The organism is Novosphingobium sp. B-7 (genome assembly GCF_000410615.1).
In the GTDB taxonomy this organism is placed as follows: domain Bacteria; phylum Pseudomonadota; class Alphaproteobacteria; order Sphingomonadales; family Sphingomonadaceae; genus Novosphingobium; species Novosphingobium capsulatum.
On sequence record NZ_KE148402.1, the window covers coordinates 1 to 2,556 of the forward strand.

The 2,556-nt window shown below is 62.8% G+C and carries 4 protein-coding genes; all 4 read right to left on the reverse strand.

Translation table 11 applies throughout. The features are described 5' to 3' along the window. Positions 1-297, reverse strand: a 297-nt coding sequence (locus tag H926_RS28400) for a hypothetical protein (RefSeq protein ID WP_202804755.1), incomplete at its 3' end; no start/stop codon positions are given. A 4-nt stretch (positions 298-301) separates the two neighbouring features. Beyond that, positions 302-1,225, reverse strand: coding sequence for a hypothetical protein (locus H926_RS28405; RefSeq protein ID WP_051146418.1), 924 nt, complete (start codon positions 1,223-1,225; stop codon positions 302-304). Positions 1,226-1,476: 251 nt separating this feature from the next. Continuing rightward, positions 1,477-1,752 carry a PadR family transcriptional regulator gene (locus H926_RS31920; protein ID WP_237741082.1) on the reverse strand — a complete coding sequence of 92 codons (276 nt, stop codon included), beginning with the start codon at positions 1,750-1,752 and terminating at the stop codon, positions 1,477-1,479. A gap of 414 nt (positions 1,753-2,166) precedes the next feature. Then, positions 2,167-2,556 (reverse strand): tyrosine-type recombinase/integrase (locus tag H926_RS28410; protein ID WP_371256290.1); only part of this gene is annotated, 390 nt, incomplete at its 5' end.

The window sequence follows — 2,556 nt, forward strand, 5'->3', positions numbered from 1 at the left end:
GGTGTCGTCGTTCCAGATGCGTTCGTCGAGGTTTCGACCGTGCATATGGTAAACGATATCGCCGTTGGTCCCACGCCGATCACGATAGACGCAGTATCGAAGCGCCCCGGACGTGCCGCACGCTTCCGCCGCCGGACGGAACGACACCTTCTGAACGCCCCGCGTTCGCGTGACCTCTCCCCACGCGTAGTACATCAGGGCCACGATAATCATCGTGAAAAGCCAGTATCGGTAGGGACGCGCCATCATCAGTCGCGCCGCACGACGGTCCTTGCTGGCATTCGTGGTGGCTGACATGCGATCAGGCCAGTCCGACGGCGAGGTGGCGGTCGGACAGGGCGCCGGCCGTTTCGCCGCGAGCGCCGGAAATCCGGCCGGCACCAACCCCCGCGCGCTTCGGCAGCGTCAGCAAGCTCAATGTGTAGCCGATGATGGCGCTGCCACCATAGCCGACGATCGGTGTAGGATAGTTTCCGAGAGCAGCCCCCAGTACTGCGGCAAACCAGACGGCGCCGAAAGCGGCGTAGGTCGCACGGTTGCCGGCATCACGCTGCCAACCGACGATTGCGGGGACAAGCAGCAGCATTGATCCTCCCAGTACCGCTAGGCCGGCCCCGACATGAATGTCGAAGGACGAGTACAGAACCTGTTCGACATGAGGGACCGCCGGAAGCGGATCTGGACGGACGAGCGTCACTGCAAAGCCGGCGATACTCGCGATGAGCGTCACGATGGAATGTCGGTCACGACAAATCATCGCGCGTGTCCCCAGGCCAAGAACGAGCACGCCGCCCATCGCCCGGTCGGGTTGCAGGGCTATCGCGGCAACGGCAGCGACCATGCCCACGGTCATCATCACGCTACGCCATTTGGAGAAGGCGACGACCATGAGCGGCAACAGGATGAGGCTAGGTTGAAGGGCAAACCCACCAAGCGTCACCCAGCGCGATATGCCCTCGACCTCGGTGCCCACGAAAGCAGTCCCCAGCAGCGCGCCAGCCATCGCGACCGTCGCGCCGCCTATCCAGCGCGGTGCCACCGACGCGACGCGGCCGAGCAGCGCCAGCATCGTCAGGCCGATCGCCAATGCACCGATATTGACGCCGAGATAGCGCGTCGGCGCGCCGGCCATCATCATGTAGGCAAGGCCCAGGATGACCGCACCGGCCGCGCAGGCGACACCGAGGGTGCGAGGGCGACGCATCATGGCGTCGACAATCGTCATGGGGACCGATCCTTTGGATAATGGAGCGCCTTCGCCAGTCGGCGAGGCGAAGGGTTGCAGCAGACGCGATGCGACCGCGCGGGGCATGAGCCCGCATGCGCTGTCGAGCGCGAACAATAGCGCCTTGGTGTCGTCCGGGATGTCCGCCGTCTCACACCGAACCGCCCATCCCCACGAATGTAGCGAGGGGGGCAGCGTGGCTTGCAATACACGGCAGACGAGATCGGCCAGACCACGACGAAGCCCGGCTCTCATATCGTCGCCTCCCGGCGTCTTTCGGTAGGCGACGCGGCGTGACCTGGGGAATTGGCGCGGGCGAGTTGTACGCCGCTCGCGGTCAACCGGTAGGCGTGCCGAGGCGGTCGTCCTCCTTCGGTCGGCTGCTGCCATTCCGCTTCAAGATACCCTTGCGCCTCTAAACGGATCAGCAGCGGATAGAGCGTGCCCGATTTTACGTTGGCGAGCCGTGCCAACTCGTAGCCGTGTGACCATTCGCTGCCAGCATCGAGCAGGACAGCAAGGACCATTCGGGCATGGGGTGAGAGTGCACGTGTTCGAGTCATGTGCAATAAATCTACCTAGGTAGGATTTTCGTCAAGCGATGATTTTGGTCTCCGGTCATGCCATGCGGACGGCAGTGCCATTGTCACAAGGCCGAGTTTTGAAAGGCCGTGTGCTTTCCGGGTTTCAGATTTTCTCCGCCAAACTGGCGAACGGCGGCTTTCTGTTGCGCCCGCCCTTCGGCGAGGCCGCTGCTGATGGCAGCATTGCCCCAGGCCCCACCATTCCTCTGGACTGCGATCGCGGTGAATGTACGACTGGTTCCGACGCCATTGCCAGGGCTTCTGAACGTCAGCAATCGCGGCGGGAACCGCCCCCCTTACGCCATGATCGAGTTACAGCAACCTACCGCTGCGCCACAGTTTGCCAGCAGCCGCATTTCAGGCCGTGTGAGCCATCTCCAAACCTTCAAGGTGTGGAGTGCCGTTTTGCTTCAAGCAGCCGAACACGTGATCGGCCCAATCCTGGAGCATGCGTCGGCGCGGCGACAGGTACAACGCGCTGTTGTAGGCGCTGCGGACGTCGTCGCGGTCGACGTGGGCAAGTGCCATCTCGATCCAATCGGCGCGATAGCGCTCGGCTTCATTGGCCCAGGTGGAGGCCAGACCGCGGAAGCCATGGACTGTCTGTCGGCCGCGATATCCCATGCGGTAGCAACCATAGATCATGGTGTTCTGAGAAATGGGCTGGCCTAGCTTGTCACCGCCGAAGACGTAATCACCTGTCGAATAGGTCCTGACGGCCTTGAGTTGTAGCGCGACAAACTGGAT

What these genes read in the sequence shown, in the direction of transcription:
- H926_RS28405 (WP_051146418.1), bottom strand. Translation starts at nt 1,225, where the DNA reads ATGACGATTGTCGACGCCATGATGCGTCGCCCTCGCACCCTCGGTGTC.
- H926_RS31920 (WP_237741082.1), bottom strand. Translation starts at nt 1,752, where the DNA reads ATGGTCCTTGCTGTCCTGCTCGATGCTGGCAGCGAATGGTCACACGGC.